Source organism: Aeromonas sp. Y293-4, assembly GCF_027705905.1.
Lineage (GTDB): Bacteria > Pseudomonadota > Gammaproteobacteria > Enterobacterales > Aeromonadaceae > Aeromonas > Aeromonas veronii.
The window spans coordinates 99574-118607 of record NZ_JAPDCI010000003.1 but is presented as its reverse complement, the minus strand read 5'-3'; the positions used below and the strand labels follow the sequence as shown (position 1 = coordinate 118607).

The following is a 19034-nucleotide window of genomic DNA, read 5'->3' as shown; positions in this document are numbered from 1 at the left end:
TTCATTCACCCCTTCGGAGGTTAGCATGGGCCGTCGTTTTGCCCTCGCCATCACCCTGCTCTGCAGTTCACTCTCTCCCTTCTCTGCCGTTGCCGCCGACGGACAGAAAGAGCGTATCGTCAGTATCGGCCCGGCCACCACAGAACTCATTCTGGCCCTTGGCGGTGAATCGAGCCTGATCGCCACCGATGTCAGCAGCCCCTTGCCAAAAGGGTTGCCCAAGGTGGGTTATCACCGGGCACTGGCCGCCGAAGGGATCCTGAGCCTCTCCCCCACCCGACTGGTGGGCAGCGACGAGATGGGCCCGGCCCCGACCCTAGATCAGCTGCGTCGTGCCGGGGTCAAGGTAGAGGTTCTGGATACTGCGCCGACCCTCGCCAACCTCAATCAGCGTATCGACACCCTCTCCAGCCTGCTGGGCGACAAAGCCGCTGGCGATCGCCTGAAGGCTGAGATCCAGGCTCAGACCGATCAGCTGGCGGCGCAAGCCAAACAGAACAAACCGCTCAAGGTCGCCTTCCTGCTGCTGCACAAGGGGCAACCCACCAGCATCGCCGGGGGGGACACCACCGCCAGCGCGCTGATTTCGCTGGCGGGCGGCATCAATCCAGTCGCCGAGTTGCGCAACTACAAGCCGGTATCCGCCGAATCCCTCATCGAGATGCAGCCCGATCTGGTACTGGTCAGCGGTCGTGACTGGCAGCAATATGCCGATCCGGCCAAGGTGCTGGCGGAAGTGCCCGCCCTGGCCGCCACCCCGGCTGGCAAGCGTAACGCCATTCACGCCATCGACGGCCACGCCCTGCAAGGGGGCCTGAGCCTCAACTCCCTGCAACAGGCGAACCAGATCGCTCAGTGGATCAAGCAGGGGTCATGATGCGGTTACCCCTCTCCTGGCTGCTGGCCTTCACCACGACCGCACTGGCGCTGTTGCTGCTCGGTTCGCTGGCAACCGGCCCCATGACCCTCACCCTGGGCGAGAGTCTGCGGGCGCTGTTTGCCGGACAGGAGAGCGGGATAGAGTCGCACAAGCTGCTGATCGTGCAGGAAATTCGCCTGCCACGTACCCTGCTCTGCATCGCAGTGGGGGGGATCCTCGGGCTATGTGGCGCAGTGATGCAGGGGCTGTTTCGCAACCCCCTGGCTGACCCAGGCATCATAGGTGTCTCCGGCGGTGCGGCGCTCGGCGCGGCGCTCGCCATCGTGCTGCTGGCCCCCCTCGGCCAGCAGCTGCAAGCCACCATCGGGGTTGGTCTGCTGCCGCTGCTCGCCTTTCTCGGCGGCGCGCTCACCACCACCCTGGTCTATCTGCTCGGCACCCGTGAGGGGGGCACCTCGGTCACTGTCATGCTGCTGGCCGGGGTCGCCATCACGGCGCTCTCCGGTGCAGTGATCGGCCTGCTCACCTATCTGGCGGACGATCAGATGCTGCGCAACCTGAGCCTGTGGCAGATGGGAACGCTGGCGGCAGGCAAACCGGCCGATGTGGCGCTGGCCCTGCTCACCCTGGCGGCCCTGCTGTGGCTCTTTATGCGCGATGCCAATCCCCTCAATGCCCTGCTGCTGGGTGAAGGGGAGGCTCGTCATCTGGGGGTCAATGTGCAATCCCTCAAACGTCGTCTGATTCTACTCACCGCCGCAGGCGTCGGGGTGGCGGTGGCGGTATCGGGGATGATCGGCTTCGTCGGGCTGGTAGTGCCCCATCTGGTGCGCCTGCTGGCGGGCCCCAACCATGTCAGGTTGCTGCCGCTCTCGGCCCTGCTTGGCGCCGCCCTGCTGCTGGCGGCCGATATGCTGGCACGCACCCTGCTGGCCCCGGCCGAGCTGCCGGTGGGCATCATCACCGCCCTGCTCGGCGCCCCCTTCTTCATCTGGCTGCTGGTAAAAGGCCGCCGCGCCCTGTGATACGGACTGTTATGCAACCACTCTCATCCTCACTCTCCTCCCCCCTGTTGAGCTGCACCCGGCTCAGCCTGCGCCGTGGCCAGCGCCAGATCCTGGATGGGCTCGATCTCGACCTCGAGAGCGGCACCCTGACAGCTCTGCTCGGCCCCAACGGGGCGGGCAAGAGCTCGCTGCTCAAGTGTCTGACCGGCGAGCTGGAATATGAGGGTTCCATCACCCTCTTTGGCGCAGATCGCCAAGGGTGGGACAGCAGCCAGCTGGCCCACCGGCTCGGGGTATTGCCGCAAAGCTCCTCACTCAACTTCCCCTTTCTCTGCGAGGAAGTGGTCGCCATGGGACGCTTGCCCCACAGTGAACCGGCGGCGCGGCGTGACGAGATTGTGGCGGCGGCCATGACCCATGCCGGGGTCGAGCATCTGGCCAAGCGGCTCTATCCCGGGCTCTCTGGCGGCGAGCGGCAGCGGGTGCAATTTGCCCGGGTGCTGGCGCAGATCTGGCAGACCCCCTCTCCGACCGAGCAGGCCGAGCAACCCCGCTTGCTGCTGCTCGACGAACCCACCTCGGCGCTGGATCTGAAATACCAGCATCAGCTGCTCACCATGGCGCGCGCCCTCGCCAGCCGCAATACAGCGGTGCTGGTGGTGCTGCACGACCTCAATCTGGCGGCGCGCTATGCCGACCGGCTGGTGATGCTGGAGCGGGGAAAACTGATGGCCGATGGCACGCCTGCCGAGGTGCTGACCCCCGAGCTGATTGCCCGTCTCTATGACTATCCGGCACAGGTGATCCACCACCCCGAGAGCGGCCTGCCGATGGTGGTGTGACAAATTCAGAGTGCGGTAACGGCAGGAAATGCGCCATTCATCCCGGAAACTGCAGTGTATAAACCGGTTTTTCACACCCCATATCGCCCTGCTAACATTCATCATCGCCAGATATGTGGTGTGAATATCCTCACACTTTACTCAGGCAAAATCCCCGCAGCATCGCCGTCTACTTATAATGGCGCCGCCTCACAGAAGGCATAACTCATTGATGCTACGGAACAATTACAATGAAAAATATCAACAAGACCCTACTGGCCGCTGCCATCTCCCTCGGGATGCTGGCAGGCTGCGACAACGACTCAAAGGCAGCTGATCCCATGGTTCGTTTTGCCACCTTCAACCTCTCTTTTGATCGCACTGCCGCCGGTATGCTGACCGGTGAGCTGGCCTTGACCCGCACCGAACAGGACGCCCTGCTGGCCCGCCTCGCCGAAGGGAGCCTGAGCGGCGCCACGGAAACCAAAGCCAAGAACGTGCAGCAGATCCGCAACGTGGCGGAGATCATCCAGCGCACTCGCCCGGATGTGTTCCTGCTCAACGAGTTCGACAACGACGGCAAAGGCGAGAGCACCGCCGATCTGAAAGCCTTCAACGACAACTATCTGGCTCACGCCCAGCACGCAGAGGTGACGGCCATCAGCTATCCGGTGATGCAGAATTTCGCCACCAACACCGGCCTGATGAGCGGTTATGACCTCAATCTGGATGGCAAGGTCAACAGCGGCCCCGACGATGCCTGGGGCTTTGGCAACTACCACGGCCAGTACGCCTTTGCGGTAATGTCCAAATACCCCATCGACACCAAGCAGATCCGCACCTTCCAGAACTTCAAGTGGAAGGATATGCCGGGCGAGCAGAACCCCATCATCGATGACTGCAACAATCCCAAGGTCAAGATCCCGGCCGGCCGCCAGTGTGGTGATGCCTGGTATTCAGACGCAGCCTGGCAGCAGTACCCGCTCTCCTCCAAGAACCATGCCGATGTGCCGGTACGGATCAAGACCGAGAAGGGGGAAGAGGTGATTCACTTCCTGATCTCCCACCCGACCCCGCCAATCTTTGCCAATGCGGCGCGCCACACCGTCAAACACAACCGCGCCGAGATCGCCTTCTGGAATGACTACGTCAAGGGTCTCAACTACATGACCGATGACAAGGGCACCAAGGGTGGGCTGGCCAAAAACGCCAAGTTTGTTATCGCGGGTGATCTCAACGCCGATCCGCTCACCGGTGACGGCGACCTGACCGCCATTCAGGATCTGCTAAACAACCCGCTGATGAATCAGGCCATCACCAATGGCACCCTGATCCCGGTCAGCGAAGGGGGCTCGGAGTGTGTCAGCAAGGGGACCGACTGCAAACGCAACCTCAATCGTCCCAACCCGGAGCGGATCACCAATAGCAGCGTACTGCAGCTGGATCACGTCATCCCCTCCGCCAACCTCAACGCGGTCAAGAGCGGCGTCTTCTGGCCTGCCAGCTTCGAGGCCGGTTATCACCTGGTCTATGATGCGAAACTCGGCATCGCCAAGGGAGTCAGTTCGGATCACCGCATGGTATGGGTCGATCTCAAACTCGATTGAGCCACCCACTGACTGCCAATTCGGGGGCCTCTTGGCCCCCTTTTTGTTGCCGCCATCTCGCCACTTCTGCCGCTGGCTCAAGCGCCATGCTGAGTAACCAGACAGTTACCGCCTGCCACGGCGGCAGACGATTCGGCAAATCGTGCGCTACGCCACCATTCCGATAACCCTGCCTTGCAAGGGGGTACGGGGTTTGCTAATACTCCGCGTCCATTAAATGACCAATCATTACCGGGGCAACGAGCCGTGGCATTTGAACAATTCACTCTGGTGATCTCGCTGTTCCAGCAGCTCTGCGTCTATCTGGTGATCGCCTGGCTGCTCTCCAAGACACCGCTGTTCATGCCGCTGACTCAGGTGACCCTGAGCTGGCCCCACAAGATCCTATGCTACCTCATCTTCTCCGGCTTCTGCGTCATGGGCACCTACTTTGGCCTGAGGGTCGAGGACTCCATCGCCAATACCCGCGCCATTGGCGCCGTGCTGGGAGGCATCGTCGGCGGCCCTGTGGTGGGACTGCTGGTAGGGCTCACCGGCGGCATTCATCGCTACTCGCTGGGGGGCTTTACCGCGCTGGCCTGCACCTTCTCCACCATCGCCGAAGGGCTGCTCGGCGGGATGGTGCACCGCCACTTCGTCGCCCGCCACCGGCTTGATCTGCTGTTCAGCCCCTGGGTGGTGGGCTCGGTGGCCCTGGTCGCCGAGCTGATGCAGATGGGGATCATATTGCTGGTGGCTCGCCCTCTCGATGACGCCATCCACCTTATCGAGAACATCATCGCCCCCATGCTGGTGGCCAATACGCTGGGGGCCGCCATGTTCATGAGGATGATCCTCGATCACCGCGCCATGCTGGAGAAGTACTCGGTGGCCTTCTCCGCCCGCGCCCTCAAGATCGCCGAGCGGGCGATGCGGGTGCTGGACAAGGGCTTCACTCAGGAGGCGTGCCAGCAGATGGCGCGCATTCTCTACGAGGAGACCGGGGTCGGCGCGGTGGCCATCACCGATCGGGAGAAGCTGCTCGCCTTTATCGGCATCGGCGAGGATCACCACCTGCCGGGCACCGCCATCAACTCCCGGCACACCTTCAAGGCGATCCAGCACAACGAGGTGGTCTATGCCGACGGCAACCTCATCCCGTACAGCTGCACTATCCATCCCGGCTGCAAACTCGGCTCCTCGCTGGTCATTCCGCTGCGGGGGGAAGAGGGCTCCGTGGTAGGCACCATCAAGCTCTACGAGCCCAAGCGCAAGTTCTTCTCCTCCATCAATCGCACCCTGGGGGAAGGGATCGCCCGGCTGCTCTCCGGCCAGATCCTGGCGGGCAAATACAACGAGCAAAAGCGGCTGCTGGCCCAGTCGGAGATCAAGCTGTTGCAGGCGCAGATCAACCCGCACTTCCTGTTCAACGCCCTCAACACCCTGTCGGCGGTGATCCGGCGCGACCCCGAAAGCGCCCGCACCCTGGTGCACAACCTCTCCACCTTCTTTCGCAAGAACCTCAAACGCCAAGGGGACGAGGTGACACTGGCCGACGAGCTGGAGCACGTGAACGCCTATCTGCACATCGAACAGGCCCGCTTCGCCGAACACCTGAGCGTGCAGATCCATATTCCCGAGCCGCTGCTGGAGTACCGGCTGCCCACCTTCTCCCTGCAACCCATCGTCGAGAACGCGGTCAAGCACGGCATCTCCCAGATGTTCGAACCCGGCCTGCTGACCCTGACAGCCCGGGTTGAGGCGCAGCGGGTGGTGCTGGAGGTGTGCGACAACGCCGGGCTCTATCAGACGAAACAGGAGGGGAGCGGCCTTGGCATGAACATAGTGGATCGGCGCATCAAGGCCCGTTACGGCGCCGAGTACGGGGTCGCCATCGACTGCGTCCCCCATCAATCAACCCGGGTGAGGATCACCCTTCCCCTGCAGGAGAGCCCATGCTGACCGCCCTGATCGTTGACGATGAACCCCTCGCCCGCGAGGAGCTGCACCTCTTGCTGGAGCAGGCGGGCAATATCCGCCTGCTGGGAGAGTGCGCCCACGCCATGGAGGCGCTGCCCGCCATCCACCGCCTCAAACCCGACCTGCTGTTTCTCGACATCCAGATGCCGCGCATCAACGGGCTGGAGCTGGTGAGCATGCTGGACCCGGACTTGCGCCCCCACATCGTCTTCATCACCGCCTACGACGAGTTTGCCCTGCGCGCGTTCGAGGAGAACGCCCTCGACTACCTGCTCAAACCGGTCACCAGTGAGCGGATGAACAAGGCGCTGGAGCGCATCCAGCGGCTGCTTTCGCCCAAAGGTGAATTAGCTGGCCAACCGCTGCCGGATCCAACCCGCATCGCCCAGCCCCTGCGCAGCATCCCCTGTAGCGGCCACAACCGGATTCTGCTGCTGCCTCTTGGCGAGGTGGAGTTCATCCATAGCGATCTCACCGGTAACCGGGTGATCAGCGGCCAGCAGCAGGGCACCACCGAGCTGACCCTGCGCACCCTGGAAGAGAAGACCGGCTTCGTGCGCTGTCACCGCCAGTACCTGCTCAATCCGGGCCAGATCCGCGAAATCCTACTGCTGGACGGCGGGCTGGCGGAAGTGGTGACTCAGGGCGGCCACAAGGTGCCTGTGAGTCGCCGCTACCTTAAGCCCCTCAAGGAGCTGCTCGATATTCCCTGATGGCGCGCTATGCTTCACCCCGCTCCCGCTCTGCCAGCGACCACTCACCCGCTGACCACGGCCGTCGACACTCCCGCCAAACCACTCGGGGTCGCTTTTCAGCCACTCGCGGGCAGAACCCGGCCACTGACCTTTTCTTCGCTCCCCTTTCCCCACCGCATGGGTAGAGTACAGCCTGAGCCCGGCCAGACTGGCCACAGGAAAAGGAAACTCCCCCATGCAACACGCAATCACTTTTGTCATTGCGGCCCTCTGCATCCTCGCCATCGCATATCGCCTCTACGGCGTGTTCTTTGTGCGCAAGGTGCTGCAGGCTGACGACAAGCAAGTCACCCCCTCCCACCAGCTGGAAGATGGCAAGAACTATGTGCCGACCAACAAGTGGGTCAACTTCGGTCAACACTTTGCCGCCATCGCCGCCGCTGGCCCGCTGGTCGGCCCGGTTCTGGCGGCCCAGTACGGCTACCTGCCGAGCTTTCTCTGGCTGCTGATCGGCTGCGTCATCGGCGGCGCGGTACACGACACCGTGGTGCTGTTCGCCTCCATGAAGCATCAGGGCAAGTCCCTCTCCGAGGTGGCCAAGGCCGAACTCGGCCCCATCGCCGGCTGGTGCACGGGGCTCGCGATGCTGTTCATCATCACCATCACTATGGCGGGTCTCTCCATGGTGGTGGTACACGCACTGGAGCGTAACGCCTGGGGCGTGTTCGCGGTGTTCATGACCATCCCCATCTCCATGGTGGTGGGAATTTGGCACAAGCTGACCGGCAACCTGCAAGCCGCCTCCTGGATCGGCTTTGCCGCCGTGCTGGCCTGCGTCTTCTTTGGCCCCTACGTGCAGGAGAGCGCCTTCGGTGCCTGGCTGACCCTGCGTGCCGAGACCATCAGTCTGGCGCTGCCCATCTACGCCTTCTTCGCTACCGCGCTGCCGGTCTGGCTGCTGCTCACCCCGCGCGGCTACATCTCCAGCTTTATGAAGATCGGCGTGTTCGGCGCGCTGGTGATCGGCGTTATCTGCATCAACCCGGAGATCCAGTTCCCCGCCATGACCCAGTTTGTCCACGGCGGCGGCCCGGTACTGGGTGGCCCGGTCTGGCCCTTTATCTCTATCACCATCGCCTGTGGCGCCATCTCAGGCTTCCACGCCTTTATCGGCTCAGGCACCACCCCGAAACTGGTGGACAAGTGGAATGACATTCTGCCGGTCGCCTTCGGTGCCATGCTGGCCGAGTGCGTGGTGGGCGTGATGGCGCTGATCGCCGCCACTGCCCTGCACCCGGCTGACTACTTCGCCATCAACGCCACCCCGGAGGCCTTCGCCAAACTGGGGATGCAGGTGGTGGATCTGCCGTTCCTCTCCCAGGAGATCGGTATGGATCTGAACGGCCGCACCGGCGGCGCCGTCACCCTGGCGGTGGGCATGTCCTACATCTTCACCAAGGTGCCCTGGTTCAGTAACCTCGCCTCCTACTTCTTCCAGTTCGTGGTGATGTTCGAAGCAGTCTTTATCTTAACCGCCGTCGACTCCGGCACCCGGGTCTCCCGTTACCTGATCCAGGACTTCTTCGGCGAGTTCTACCCGCCCCTCAAGCGCATCGACTGGATGCCGGGCGCCATCGGGGCCAGCGTGCTCGCCTGTGTGATGTGGGGGTATCTGCTGATGTCCGGTGATATCGGATCTGTGTGGGCGCTATTCGGGGTCTCAAACCAGCTGATGGCCTCGGTGGGCCTGATCATCGGTGCCACCATCATCTTGCGACTGGCCAGCAAGCGCCGCTACATGCTGACCTGCCTGATCCCGCTGGCCTATCTGTTCGTCACCGTCAACTACGCCGGTTACTGGATGATGAGCAACGTCTACTTCAACGCCGCGGCCAAGGGCTACAACCCGATGAACGGCATCATCTCCCTCATCATGCTGGTGCTGGGAATGCTGATCCTGCTCTCCGCCCTGCGCAAATGGAGCGAGCTGTGGAAGCTGCGCCAGCAGCCCTCCTACAAGGTGGTTGAAGCGACCGCCTCCTGATGGGCGAGTGGCTTTTCCCCTGACACGACCCCGCTGCGGCGGGGTCTTTTATTGGCGATGGGTGGCGAGCTGACCACTGCTCGTTAATCCACCGCTTGGCATGGCATCACTCATCCATAGCGGTTGAATAGGCCCCCCGATCACAGAACCGCCGCGCCAATGGTGGTAGCATGCCTCCTCTTGCCATCCGGCCGCACGGCGGCTCCGGTGGCCCTCCCTCCTCCGCTTTCACTTTTTGAGGACGTATCTGATGGAACTGCTTCTGCTTAGCAACGGTAAAGCCAACGAATTTCCGGGTCTGCTCGGCTGGGCCCGCGACCGGGTGCAGAGCCTGCTGGCTCGCAAACAGGTCAAGCGCATCCTGCTCATCCCCTACGCGGTGATCCGCAGCGACTGGGATGCCCGCGCCAACGAACTTACCGAGAGCCTCGGGATCGAGACCATCAGCATTCACCACTTCGACGATCCGGTCGCGGCCGTCAATCAGGCCGGCGCCATCTTTATCAGCGGCGGCAACACCTGGCGCCTGAATCAGCTGCTGCATGAAAACGGCCTGATCGTGCCGATCCAGCGTGCCGTGCGCGAGCGGGGCGTCCCCTATGTGGGCTGGAGCGCCGGTTGCAACGTGGCGACCCCGAGCATACGCACCACCAACGACATGCCGGTCTGCAACGCCGCCGTGCTGCCCGCGCTGGGCCTGTTCCCGCTGCAGATCAACCCGCACTATCTGGACGCCAGCATCAGCGGCCACATGGGCGAGACCCGCGACGAGCGTCTGGCCGAGTTCTGCGCCATCAACCCGAGCGAATATGTGGTGGCCCTGCGCGAAGCGAGTCTGCTGCAAATCACCGGAGAAAACGGCAGCGAGCGTCTGGAGTACTGGAGCGCCCGCGAGCAGGACTTCAAGATCTTCAAACAGGGTCAGGAGCCGCAAGCCTTTATGGACGCCGCCCCGCTGGCTGAGCTGACCCCCTTCAAGGTCGCCTGAGCCAAGCAGAGCGCTTCACTACTGGCAGGCGGATAGCTCGCGAAATCGTAAAAACAAAAGAGGGATGGCTCAATGCCATCCCTCTTTTTTATCGTCATCTTTCAGCTGGTTGCAGCCTGATTACTCACCCTGCAGGGTCACCAGCACCTTGCGGGCACCGCCATCGACGCGATGTTCGCCAAGCCAGACCCCCTGCCAGGTGCCAAGTGCCAGCTGACCGTCACGGATCGGCAGTAGCAGGCTCACCCCGAGCAGGGAGGATTTGATGTGGGCGGGCATGTCATCCGCCCCCTCATAGGTGTGGCGATAGTAAGGGGCATCTTCCGGCGCCAGCCGGTGCAGATGGGCCTCCATATCGCTGCGCACGCTGGGGTCGCAATTCTCGTTGAGGGTGAGCGAGGCGGAGGTATGTTGCAGCAGCAGGTGCGCCATGCCAATCCGGTAATCCGCCAGCATCGGCAGCTTGGCCACCAGCTCGTCCGTCACCAGATGAAAGCCCCGCAAACGGGGCTTCAGAGTCAGCAGGCACTGCTGCCACATCAGACGTACTCCATAAAGACGCGGGAGGTGAGTTTGGTGATGAGCTCGTAGGGGATGGTGCCAATCTCGTCTGCCACCCGCTCCACCGGCAACCCCTCGCCCCACAGCACTGCTTCGTCGCCGGGCTTGTCGGTCGCGCCCGGGCCCAGATCGACCGTGCTCATATCCATGGAGACACGCCCCACCAGCGGCACGATGCGGCCGTTGATCAGCACGGAAGTACCATTGGGCGCCATGCGCGGATAACCGTCACCGTAGCCGATGGCGATCACCCCGAGCCGGGTATCGCGATCCGCCACCCAGTTGGCGCCATAACCCACCGGCTCGCCCGCTTTGTGATCCCGCACCGCAATCAGCTGAGTCTTCAAGGTCATCACCGGCTGCAGGTCGTAATCGGCTGCCACCGTGTTGGGGAAGGGCGACACGCCATAGAGGATGACACCGGGGCGAACCCAGTCGCAGTGGGAGTCTGGCCAGGCCAGAATGCCCGCCGAGTTGGCCATGGCCCGCTCGCCCGCCAGCGGCGCCGTCAGGCGGCTAAAGAGATCGATCTGCTCGCGGGTAGTGGGCTGCTCCAGCTCATCGGAGCGGCTGAAGTGGGTCATGATGTTGAACGGCTGCACCACGTTCTTGCACTTGCCGAGTCGTTCGATAAAGGCGGGCATCTCGTCGGCACGCACCCCGAGGCGGTGCATGCCAGTGTCGAGCTTGAGCCAGGCCACCACGGGGGCTGGCAGCTCGACCTGCTCCAGCGCTTCGAGCTGCTCCCAGGTGTGAACCGCCGTCTGCAGGTTGTTGGCCGCCAGCACCGGCAGATCATCGGCAGAGAAGAAGCCCTCCAGCAGCACTATGGGCTTGACTACGGCGCAGGAGCGCAGCATCAGCGCCTCTTCGATACGGGCCACAGCGTAGGCATCCGCATCCACCAGGGTGCGGGCGACCGGCAGCAGTCCGTGGCCATAGGCGTTGGCCTTGACCACAGCGATGATCTTGCAAGCGGGAGCGTGGCGCTTGACCACGGCGAGGTTGTGGCGCAAGGCCGCAGTGTTGATTTGGGCAGTAGCCGCTTTCATGGTTTTCCCTTACGAGGGCACAAATGGTCTCCCCCTCATCGGGCCGAAGACCGCCACTCACTTATCGTCGTCGAAGGCCGGACCGGCATAATTGTCGAACCGGGAAAACAGGCCCTGAGCGGCAGCCAATGACTGGCTATCGATCAGGGCAGTCGTGGTAATGACGAAACCGCCATCACCTTGGGTTTACATCAATAATCGTCGTCAAACGCCGGGCCGGCGTAGTTGTCGAACCGGGAGAACTGACCCTGGAAGGTGAGACGCACTCTTCCGATAGGGCCGTTACGCTGCTTGCCGATAATGATCTCGGCAATCCCCTTGTCCGGACTGTCGTCGTGATAAACCTCATCACGATAGATAAACATGATCAAATCCGCATCCTGCTCGATGGAGCCAGATTCACGAAGATCCGAGTTGACCGGGCGCTTGTCGGCCCGCTGTTCCAGGCTTCGGTTCAGCTGGGAGAGCGCCACCACAGGGCACTGCAGCTCTTTCGCCAAGGCCTTGAGGGAGCGGGATATCTCGCCGATCTCCAGGGTACGGTTGTCAGAGAGCGCCGGCACCCGCATCAGCTGCAGGTAGTCCACCATGATCATGGATAGGCCGCCATGCTCGCGCGCCACCCGACGGGCACGGGAGCGCACATCGGTCGGGGTGAGGCCGGAGGCGTCATCGATATACATCTTGCCCTTCTCCAGCAGCAATCCCATGGTGGAGGAGAGGCGCGCCCAATCCTCGTCGTCAAGCTGACCGGTACGCACCTTGGTCTGGTCGATACGACCGACCGAGGCGAGCATACGCATGATGATCTGCTCGGAGGGCATCTCTAGCGAGAAGATAAGCACCGGCTTGTCGGCGGTGAGGGCCGCATGCTCGCATAGGTTCATGGCAAAGGTGGTCTTGCCCATGGAGGGACGGGCCGCCACGATGATCAAGTCCGAGCGCTGCAAACCGGCGGTCATCTTGTCGAGATCGTTGTAACCGCTCGATACCCCGGTCACCCCGTTGTGGGGGGTCTTGAATAGCTCTTCAATCTTGTCGACGGTCTGCTCGAGGATGAGCTTCAGGGGCTGGGGCCCCTCGTTGGCGCTGGTGCGCTGCTCGGCAATCTTGAATACCTTGCTCTCGGCCAGATCCAACAGATCGCCGGAGGTACGGCCTTGCGGCTCGTAGCCCGCTTCGACGATCTCGTTGGCGACCGAGATCATCTCCCGCACCACCGCCCGCTCACGCACGATTTCGGCGTAGGCGTTGATGTTGGCGGCACTCGGGGTGTTCTTGGCGATCTCCACCAGATAGGCGAAGCCACCCGCCTCTTCCAGCTGTTCGGAGCGCTCCAGCTCCTCCTGCAGGGTGATGAGGTCGATGGGGTTGCCCGCGTTGGAGAGGCGGGTCATGGCCTGGAAGATCAACCGGTGCGGACGGCTGTAGAAATCCTTGTCGATCACCCGTTCGGCAACCCGATCCCAGGCATCGTTATCCAGCATCAGGCCGCCCAGTACGGACTGTTCGGCCTCAAAAGAGTGGGGAGGAACTTTCAGCTGTTGTGTCTTGGCGTCTTTTTTCGCCGTCACTTGCTCTGCCATACACATAAAAACCGCAGCGGGAAGGGGACGGGAATTTTACAAAAGAAAGCCAACTACGGCGAGCCCTATCTGGCGGCTCATACCATCATAAAGGGCCAAACCAGAGTCTGCTCTACCTTGACCATTTTGATTTTGCTTCGCATTTTGCGCTCCTTGCGACTCAATCTTCTGCTTTTCATCCGGTTTACTCCTCTTGTTTGACGCCGTATCGCGGCAACCTCGTTCATGAATAATTCATGCCAGAGGTGATATTGATGAATACAAGCTGCGACACAATTAGGGACAGGCAGCCTGCCATGCGCCTTGCTGAGCTTGCCAAAGCGGAGCATGCCCCACCCACAGACGAGAGTGAAAAGAGTCAAAATGAAAAAGATGCTGACCCTGTTTGCCGTGATCCTGGCCATTGGCCTGGGGGCACCTCACGCCGAAGCCAAGAAGTTTGGCGGCGGCAAATCCTTTGGTAAAAGTTACAAAACTGCGCCGGCCCAGCCTGCGGCCAAACCGGTCGACAACAAGAATCCGACACTGAATGCCCAGACTCCGCCGAAAAAGAGCGGCATGATGGGTGGCCTGCTGGGCGGCCTGCTGGCTGGCGGCCTGTTTGCCTACCTGCTGGGCAGCGGTGCCTTTGAAGGTCTACAAGGAATGGACTTCCTGCTGATCGCCCTGCTGGCGCTGGGTGCCGTCTTCCTGATCCGTACCCTGCGCAAGGGCAAGGTCGCGACGCCACAGCCACAACAAGCGGCCTATGCGGGCTATCAGCCACCGCAATCTGCGGCCCCGCAGCAGTTTGAGCAGAGCAACAGCGCCCCGCAAGCCACTGGCTTTGCCGACAGCGACGTGCCGTTCCGCCTGCCGCCTGGCTTTGACATGAACAGCTTCCTGGCCGGTGCCCGCGATCACTATCGCACCCTGCAAGAGGCGTGGAACAAAAACGATCTGGAAAAAGTGCGCGAGTACGTCAGCCCCGAGCTGTTTGAGCAGCTCAAAGCCGAGCGCGCCGAACTGACTGGCGACCAGCATACCGAAGTGATGTACGTCGATACCCAGCTGGTACGCGCTGACTATGGCAGCGACTGGGCCCAGGTGAGCGTGCGCTTCAGCGGCCGCTACATGGACCGTCAGGAGCAGGTCGAAGAAGACATCAAAGAGGTGTGGCACCTCGAGCGCGATCTGGCCAAGAACAATGCCCCCTGGCATATCGTCGGTATCGAGCAGCTGTAAGGCTTCGCGCCTATCAGTTAGTCACTAGGCAATAGCCAGTCAGTTAAGCCTGACTGGCTATTTTTTTATGGGCACAACGAGACCAAATAGAGACTGACGCTGGCTCGTTATAGCTGTTGGGGCATGAAGTAACTTGGTCATATTGTGCTGATGATGACACCGATTTGATGACTCGTTTGCAGATGACGTTTGCGCTCCGCACAAAAGCCCCATCGCGGAACCGAGAGGGAATAATGTTGAGCATTAACCAAAAATAAGCAGCCTATTAGCTTGGGAAAAGCCGCGAGCCTATTTGACAGACATAAAAAATCCGAAGCCAGAACAACCGGCTTCGGATTTCATCATCCAAGGAGGAGCAATTAATGAGCATTAATTGCTCGGTATGACTCCTACGGCAGATTTTTTATCATCGGCATGGCCGTGATCAGTGGTGATGGCCCTTGCCACCACAACCGCCGCCACCGCAGCAGCCGCCGTGACCATGGTCGTCACCGTGGTCGTGGCCATGATCGTGACCGTGGCCAGCACCGCCGCAGCAACCGCCGTGGCCGTGATCCTCATCGTGGTCGTGACCATGACCGCCACAGCAGCCGCCGTGATCGTGGTCATGACCGTGATCGTGACCGCAACCACCGGCACCGTGAACGTGGCCGTGAGCCAGCTCTTCGGCAGTGGCGGCACGCACGTCCTTGATCTCGACCTTGAAGCCCAGAGTTACGCCAGCCAGCGGATGGTTGCCATCCACCTTGACGAACTCTTCAGACACTTCAACCACGGTCACCGGACGGTGACCATCGTCGGTTTCAGCCACAAAAGTATCCCCTTCGGAGACTTCCATGCCGTCGAACAGCTCGCCCGGTACTTCTTGTACCAGTGTCTCGTCATATTCGCCGTAGGCCTGGCTCGGTGCCAGAGTCACTTCGAAGGCTTCACCTACCGCGCGACCTTCCAGCTCGGCTTCCAGGCCTGAGACCAGGTAACGGGTGCCGTGCAGATAGACCAGCGGCTCTTTGCCGACAGTGCTGTCGATGACTTCACCGTGCTCGTCGGTGACTGTGTATTCCAGCGTAACCACGCTCAGAGGAGCTACTTTCATGTCAGGATCCTGCGGATAGAAAAAAACGGGCTCAGAATACCCTAAAAAGCGGGCCGCGCATATGCCGTGCCGCGCCACGGAGTGACGAAAAAAACGGCAACAGCGTCAGCGAGGAGACCCGCATTCCACCCGCCGTTCCCTTATCAGGGGCGAAACACCCCGATCACCTCTTCCGCCTCGCGAGTCTGCTTGTCGACCTCGGCAGGCGTTTGTACCTGGGTATCGCCACAGGCGACACAGGTCACCTTCTCGACTCCATGCTCCAGATACAGCATCATGTTGTCCAACTTGCCGCACGCCGGGCAGACAGCACCGGCAATGAAGCGTTTTTTACGTCTGGTTTCCATATTTGTTACCTCCAGGCAGCATCATATCAGGGTTTTTACATGCATCACGCCATCGAGTATCACCATTTTTCCTGCCAGGGCCTGCACGCCGGCAACCGCAAACGAACTCCAGTCGGGCAGCTGTTGCGGATCACCCGGGGCGCCGCGCTGCTGAGACTGGGCCAACATGAGCTGTTGCTGCCGGCAGGCAGCAGTTTCTGGCTCTGCGCCGATGCCCTCGCGGCCTTCAGCCCCCTCAGCGGTTGCGAGTACGATCAGCTGAGCGTCTCTTTGCGCGTGGCTCAGCCGCAGCAGGCAGGCTGGCTGCAGACCACCCCGCTGCTCGATGCCCTGCTCGACTCGCTGGCCCGGTGGCAACGTCCGAAAGAGTGGCAAGGCGCCTACGGCCAGCGACTGCAGGTGATCCTGGATGAGCTGCAACAGTGCGCCATCAGCCAGCAGGGTCACGGTGAGCTGCAAGCCTGCTGGCAAGCGCTGGCCAATCGCCAACCGGAGTCTCAGCAACAGTGGGCACAACAAGCCGATGCGCCGGTAGAAGGGAGTGAATTGCAACAACAGTGGCAACTGCTGCAGGCACTCAGATTGCTCAAGGGCGGCAGCAAGCCCGCACAGGTGGCCAGCAAGCTGGGTTATGCCGATGAGGCCGCATTGCAAGCGGCCTGCCAGCAGTGGGGCGTTGGCGAAGATAGTGATCAATAACCTGACACCAGTGTGAGTGTGCCAACGAAATTGGCTGAATGAGTCCAGTTTTTTGCCAGATGGTCGTTAACAAGGAAGGGCCATTCCCCCCGTAATCCTTTATGCTAGAGGCCTGAAGTGACTGCCAACGTTTCGACCAACAGGACATCTGCCATGACGAGCAAAGCCAATCAATCCCAGGGCATGTTGCTGTTTCACCTTTCAGCCAAACAATCCTTTGCCATCGGTACCCTCAAGGTGAAGGAGATAGTGCCCTACACCCAGCTGACGGCAATGCCGCACTCGCACCCGACCGTGTTGGGGGCCGCCAATATGCGCGGCTCCACCATTCCGGTGATCGACATGGCGATGGCGGTGGGCTATCGCCCCATCAGCAAGGAGGAGATGCCCCACTGCTTCATCATCATTACCGACTGCCGCCGCACCCTGGTGGGCTTTCTGGTACGGGGCATCGACAAGATCACCGAGTGCAACTGGCGCGATATCGAATCGCCCCCCGCCTCCCTCGGCCACAATGTCTTCGTAACCGGCGTGACCCGGGTCAATGACCAGCTGATCCAGCTGCTGGATGTGGAGCTGATCCTCTCCCGGGTCTATCCGGATGATCCGAGCCACCTCTATCCGGTACTGACCGATGTGCAGCGGGAACGGATCAAGCCGATGCGGATCCTGCTGGTTGATGACTCTTCGGTCGCTCGCCGTCAGCTGATGGCCGCCCTCGACTACATCAATATCCCCTATGAGGTCTGCACCAATGGCAAGGATGCTCTGACCCTGATGCAGACGCGGGCGAGCCAGAAGACCCCGATCGACATTCTGGTGAGCGATATCGAGATGCCGGGGCTCGATGGCTACGAGCTGGCCTTCGAGGTACAGAGCGACAGCAAACTGGCGGGGGCCTACATCATCCTGCACACTTCGCTCTCCAGCGAGATCAGTGTGGAGCGGGCCCATCAGGTGGGAGCCCATGAGGCGCTGACCAAGTTCGAGGCCAATGAGCTGATTCAGGCCATGCTGCGCGGCGCCGAACATCACGATCGCCTGCTGAAATAAGCCAATGACTGGCGGGAGGAACACACCTCCCGTCCTCCTTATCTTCGACCCAGACCGACTGACCCCATGCTGACCGAGAGCCACTTCCACGCCCCCTGGTGGGCACGCAATCCTCATCTGCAGACCATATTGCCCAAATGGCTGCGCCGCCCCCCTGCCCGTTTTGTGGCGGAGCGGTTTGAACTGCAGGATGGGGACTTTGTCGACCTCGCCTGGAGCGGGGAAGTCAGCCTTGATGAACGGCCGCTGATAGTGGTGTTTCACGGGCTGGAGGGAAGCATTCACTCCCACTATGCCAAGGGATTGTTCGCCCACCTGCAGCAAGAGGGCAGAGAGGCCGTGCTGATGCACTTTCGCGGTTGCAGCGGCGAGCCCAATCGCCACCTGCAGGCCTATCACTCCGGCGCCATCGGTGATGCGCAGGAGCTGATTGCCGAGCTGAGCCAGCGCTTCCCGGGCAAACCACTGATCGCCATCGGCTTTTCACTGGGTGGCAATATGCTGGTCAATCTGCTGGCGCGGGCCTGCCCTGCGGCGCTGAAGGCGGCGGTGGTGGTCTCGGCCCCGCTGCAACTGGCGAGCTGCGCCGATCGGGTCAATCAGGGCTTCTCGAAGGTCTATCAGAACTATCTGCTGCGCACCATGCGCCGCAATTTGCTTAGCAAGATCCGCCAGCAGCAGAAAGCGAGTGAACGCTGGCAACCTAGACAAGTGGAGCAGATTGCCACCCTGCGCGATTTTGACGAGCTGGTCACCGCGCCACTGCACGGCTTTCACAGTGCCAACCACTACTACCAGAGCTGCTCCGGCCTGCCCCTGCTGCGCCAGATCCCGATCCCTACCCTTATCCTGCACGCCGCCGACGATCCCTTTATGTCACACGCGGTCATTCCCCGGCCGGAGCAACTCTCGCCCACGGTGCGCTATGAGTTGAGCCAGCGTGGCGGCCATGTCGGCTTTCTGCACGGCACGCCCTGGCGGCCACGGTTTTGGCTGGATGAGCGGATCAGTCGCTGGATTGCCGAACAGACTCAGGGAGCGGTGCAGAACTGATTGCGTCCCGACTCCTTGGCCCGATAGAGTGCCTGATCGGCCCGCTCCAGCAACTGGCTAGCCTCTTCGCCGGAGACATTGCTGGCAATCCCCTGACTCACCGTCACCCAGGGGGCAACATCGGACGCCAGATGCTCCAGCTGCAGGCTGGCCAAGCCATCTTGCAACCGCTGCGCCAGGCTGGCCGCCGCCTGACGGTCAGTATTGGGCAGCAGCACAAACTCTTCCCCACCATAGCGGGCCACCAGATCAGATGGCGTGCGTACCGCACGGTTGAGCGCTTGTGCCACCTCGTTGAGACACATATCCCCCACCTGATGGCCGTAGTAATCGTTGAAGCGCTTGAAATAGTCCACATCGAT

General features: G+C 61.5%; 18 protein-coding genes. 12 read left to right on the top strand and 6 right to left on the bottom strand.

Features of this window, described 5'->3' with window-relative positions; translation table 11 throughout:
- Positions 1–25 precede the first annotated feature (25 nt).
- The 8 genes from OKC31_RS04525 to pepE all read left to right on the top strand — a co-directional run bounded on the left by OKC31_RS04525 (position 26) and on the right by pepE (position 10001).
- Positions 26–877, top strand: coding sequence for a heme/hemin ABC transporter substrate-binding protein (locus OKC31_RS04525; RefSeq protein ID WP_270656364.1), 852 nt, complete (start codon positions 26–28; stop codon positions 875–877).
- Positions 874–1905, top strand: a complete 1032-nt coding sequence (locus tag OKC31_RS04520) for a FecCD family ABC transporter permease (RefSeq protein WP_270656362.1) — start codon at positions 874–876, stop codon at positions 1903–1905. Before OKC31_RS04525 ends, OKC31_RS04520 begins: the two co-directional genes overlap by 4 nt.
- 11 nt (positions 1906–1916) lie before the next feature.
- A complete protein-coding gene (locus OKC31_RS04515) occupies positions 1917–2729 on the top strand; it encodes a heme ABC transporter ATP-binding protein (protein WP_270656359.1) in 813 nt (270 codons plus the stop codon).
- A 230-nt stretch (positions 2730–2959) separates the two neighbouring features.
- Complete coding sequence (locus tag OKC31_RS04510) at positions 2960–4315, top strand: endonuclease/exonuclease/phosphatase family protein (RefSeq protein ID WP_270656357.1); 1356 nt, start codon at positions 2960–2962, stop codon at positions 4313–4315.
- 246 nt (positions 4316–4561) lie between these two features.
- Positions 4562–6256 (top strand): sensor histidine kinase, encoded by a 1695-nt coding sequence (locus OKC31_RS04505; RefSeq protein WP_247823337.1) that lies wholly within the window; start codon positions 4562–4564, stop codon positions 6254–6256.
- Entirely contained in the window at positions 6250–6987 is a 738-nt protein-coding gene (gene btsR, locus OKC31_RS04500) for a two-component system response regulator BtsR (protein ID WP_247823338.1), read from the top strand. The genes OKC31_RS04505 and btsR overlap by 7 nt, the downstream gene beginning before the upstream one ends.
- A gap of 217 nt (positions 6988–7204) precedes the next feature.
- Complete coding sequence (locus OKC31_RS04495) at positions 7205–9013, top strand: carbon starvation CstA family protein (protein WP_164537584.1); 1809 nt, start codon at positions 7205–7207, stop codon at positions 9011–9013.
- A 250-nt stretch (positions 9014–9263) separates the two neighbouring features.
- The gene (gene pepE / locus OKC31_RS04490; protein ID WP_247823339.1) at positions 9264–10001 is read left to right on the top strand and encodes a dipeptidase PepE; all 738 of its coding nucleotides are present in this window, start codon (positions 9264–9266) and stop codon (positions 9999–10001) included.
- A 120-nt stretch (positions 10002–10121) separates the two neighbouring features.
- On the opposite strand, the gene OKC31_RS04485 is transcribed toward pepE, so the two are convergent.
- The 3 genes from OKC31_RS04485 to dnaB all read right to left on the bottom strand — a co-directional run bounded on the left by OKC31_RS04485 (position 10122) and on the right by dnaB (position 13200).
- Positions 10122–10541 carry a secondary thiamine-phosphate synthase enzyme YjbQ gene (locus tag OKC31_RS04485; protein ID WP_247823340.1) on the bottom strand — a complete coding sequence of 140 codons (420 nt, stop codon included), beginning with the start codon at positions 10539–10541 and terminating at the stop codon, positions 10122–10124.
- Positions 10541–11614, bottom strand: a complete 1074-nt coding sequence (alr, locus tag OKC31_RS04480; protein WP_236293611.1) for an alanine racemase — start codon at positions 11612–11614, stop codon at positions 10541–10543. Before alr ends, OKC31_RS04485 begins: the two co-directional genes overlap by 1 nt.
- Positions 11615–11805: 191 nt before the next feature.
- Positions 11806–13200 (bottom strand): replicative DNA helicase, encoded by a 1395-nt coding sequence (gene dnaB, locus OKC31_RS04475; protein ID WP_194495529.1) that lies wholly within the window; start codon positions 13198–13200, stop codon positions 11806–11808.
- 363 nt (positions 13201–13563) lie between these two features.
- Between dnaB and OKC31_RS04470 the strand changes: the two genes are divergently transcribed.
- Positions 13564–14424, top strand: a complete 861-nt coding sequence (locus tag OKC31_RS04470; RefSeq protein WP_005335275.1) for a Tim44 domain-containing protein — start codon at positions 13564–13566, stop codon at positions 14422–14424.
- Between the two features lie 424 nt (positions 14425–14848).
- On the opposite strand, the gene slyD is transcribed toward OKC31_RS04470, so the two are convergent.
- Together slyD and OKC31_RS04460 are read right to left on the bottom strand one after the other, a co-directional pair.
- Entirely contained in the window at positions 14849–15520 is a 672-nt protein-coding gene (gene slyD / locus OKC31_RS04465) for a peptidylprolyl isomerase (protein ID WP_100645229.1), read from the bottom strand.
- A 143-nt stretch (positions 15521–15663) separates the two neighbouring features.
- A complete protein-coding gene (locus OKC31_RS04460) occupies positions 15664–15867 on the bottom strand; it encodes a YheV family putative zinc ribbon protein (protein ID WP_005335287.1) in 204 nt (67 codons plus the stop codon).
- A 39-nt stretch (positions 15868–15906) separates the two neighbouring features.
- Here OKC31_RS04460 and OKC31_RS04455 point away from each other — a divergent pair, with 39 nt between their 5' ends.
- From OKC31_RS04455 to OKC31_RS04445, 3 genes are all read left to right on the top strand, one after another.
- Positions 15907–16566 carry a hypothetical protein gene (locus OKC31_RS04455; RefSeq protein ID WP_247823342.1) on the top strand — a complete coding sequence of 220 codons (660 nt, stop codon included), beginning with the start codon at positions 15907–15909 and terminating at the stop codon, positions 16564–16566.
- A gap of 153 nt (positions 16567–16719) precedes the next feature.
- Positions 16720–17619, top strand: coding sequence for a chemotaxis protein (locus OKC31_RS04450; protein WP_005335289.1), 900 nt, complete (start codon positions 16720–16722; stop codon positions 17617–17619).
- 66 nt (positions 17620–17685) lie between these two features.
- Positions 17686–18672: a hydrolase gene (locus OKC31_RS04445; protein WP_247823343.1), complete on the top strand. Its 987-nt coding sequence runs from the start codon at positions 17686–17688 to the stop codon at positions 18670–18672.
- Here OKC31_RS04445 and OKC31_RS04440 read toward each other — a convergent pair.
- The gene (locus tag OKC31_RS04440; RefSeq protein WP_270656355.1) at positions 18651–19028 is read right to left on the bottom strand and encodes a diguanylate cyclase; all 378 of its coding nucleotides are present in this window, start codon (positions 19026–19028) and stop codon (positions 18651–18653) included. The genes OKC31_RS04445 and OKC31_RS04440 overlap by 22 nt on opposite strands.
- Positions 19029–19034: the final 6 nt, after the last annotated feature.

What these genes read in the sequence shown, in the direction of transcription:
- OKC31_RS04525 (WP_270656364.1), top strand. Translation starts at nt 26, where the DNA reads ATGGGCCGTCGTTTTGCCCTCGCCATCACCCTGCTCTGCAGTTCACTC.
- OKC31_RS04520 (WP_270656362.1), top strand. Translation starts at nt 874, where the DNA reads ATGATGCGGTTACCCCTCTCCTGGCTGCTGGCCTTCACCACGACCGCA.
- OKC31_RS04515 (WP_270656359.1), top strand. Translation starts at nt 1,917, where the DNA reads ATGCAACCACTCTCATCCTCACTCTCCTCCCCCCTGTTGAGCTGCACC.
- OKC31_RS04510 (WP_270656357.1), top strand. Translation starts at nt 2,960, where the DNA reads ATGAAAAATATCAACAAGACCCTACTGGCCGCTGCCATCTCCCTCGGG.
- btsR (WP_247823338.1), top strand. Translation starts at nt 6,250, where the DNA reads ATGCTGACCGCCCTGATCGTTGACGATGAACCCCTCGCCCGCGAGGAG.
- OKC31_RS04495 (WP_164537584.1), top strand. Translation starts at nt 7,205, where the DNA reads ATGCAACACGCAATCACTTTTGTCATTGCGGCCCTCTGCATCCTCGCC.
- pepE (WP_247823339.1), top strand. Translation starts at nt 9,264, where the DNA reads ATGGAACTGCTTCTGCTTAGCAACGGTAAAGCCAACGAATTTCCGGGT.
- OKC31_RS04485 (WP_247823340.1), bottom strand. Translation starts at nt 10,541, where the DNA reads ATGTGGCAGCAGTGCCTGCTGACTCTGAAGCCCCGTTTGCGGGGCTTT.
- alr (WP_236293611.1), bottom strand. Translation starts at nt 11,614, where the DNA reads ATGAAAGCGGCTACTGCCCAAATCAACACTGCGGCCTTGCGCCACAAC.
- dnaB (WP_194495529.1), bottom strand. Translation starts at nt 13,200, where the DNA reads ATGGCAGAGCAAGTGACGGCGAAAAAAGACGCCAAGACACAACAGCTG.
- OKC31_RS04470 (WP_005335275.1), top strand. Translation starts at nt 13,564, where the DNA reads ATGAAAAAGATGCTGACCCTGTTTGCCGTGATCCTGGCCATTGGCCTG.
- slyD (WP_100645229.1), bottom strand. Translation starts at nt 15,520, where the DNA reads ATGAAAGTAGCTCCTCTGAGCGTGGTTACGCTGGAATACACAGTCACC.
- OKC31_RS04460 (WP_005335287.1), bottom strand. Translation starts at nt 15,867, where the DNA reads ATGGAAACCAGACGTAAAAAACGCTTCATTGCCGGTGCTGTCTGCCCG.
- OKC31_RS04455 (WP_247823342.1), top strand. Translation starts at nt 15,907, where the DNA reads ATGCATCACGCCATCGAGTATCACCATTTTTCCTGCCAGGGCCTGCAC.
- OKC31_RS04450 (WP_005335289.1), top strand. Translation starts at nt 16,720, where the DNA reads ATGACGAGCAAAGCCAATCAATCCCAGGGCATGTTGCTGTTTCACCTT.
- OKC31_RS04445 (WP_247823343.1), top strand. Translation starts at nt 17,686, where the DNA reads ATGCTGACCGAGAGCCACTTCCACGCCCCCTGGTGGGCACGCAATCCT.